Here is a 502-nt window from a genome sequence, read left to right as displayed (position 1 = left end):
GCTCCTTTATCTGATCGCCTCGGTCTGCTTCATCCAGGCGCTCAAGGGCCTGTCGAACCCGAAAACGGCACGAACCGGCAACGTGTTCGGCATGGTCGGGATGGCGATCGCGATTCTCACCACCGTCGCACTGATCGCGAAGCAGGCCGCGTTGCTCGGCTCGAATCTGGCGCTTGGGCTTTCGCTGGTGTTCGTCGCGCTGATCGTCGGCGGCACGATCGGTGCATTCGTCGCGGCGCGCGTCGAGATGACGAAGATGCCCGAACTGGTCGCGGCGATGCACTCGCTGATCGGTATGGCGGCCGTGTGTATCGCGTATGCCGTCGTGTCGGAACCGGCTGCGTTCGGCCTCGGCGCCGAGGAAGGCATTCCCGGCTTCCTGCCGTACGGCAACCGGATCGAGCTGTTCATCGGCACGTTCGTCGGCGCGATTACCTTTAGCGGTTCGGTCATCGCGTTCGGCAAGCTGTCGGGCAAGTACAAGTTCCGGCTGTTCCAGGGC

Annotated in this window: 1 protein-coding gene; it reads left to right on the top strand. The window is 63.5% G+C overall.

Annotated elements, in window-relative coordinates; genetic code table 11:
* On the top strand, nt 1-502 hold a 502-nt coding region (locus H3V53_RS44045; RefSeq protein ID WP_336603066.1), incomplete at both ends, for an NAD(P)(+) transhydrogenase (Re/Si-specific) subunit beta.

Source organism: Paraburkholderia bengalensis (assembly GCF_037126505.1).
GTDB classification, from domain to species: domain Bacteria; phylum Pseudomonadota; class Gammaproteobacteria; order Burkholderiales; family Burkholderiaceae; genus Paraburkholderia; species Paraburkholderia bengalensis.
Note: the sequence above shows the minus strand (reverse complement) of the source record. Positions and strands in the feature narration are given on the sequence as shown.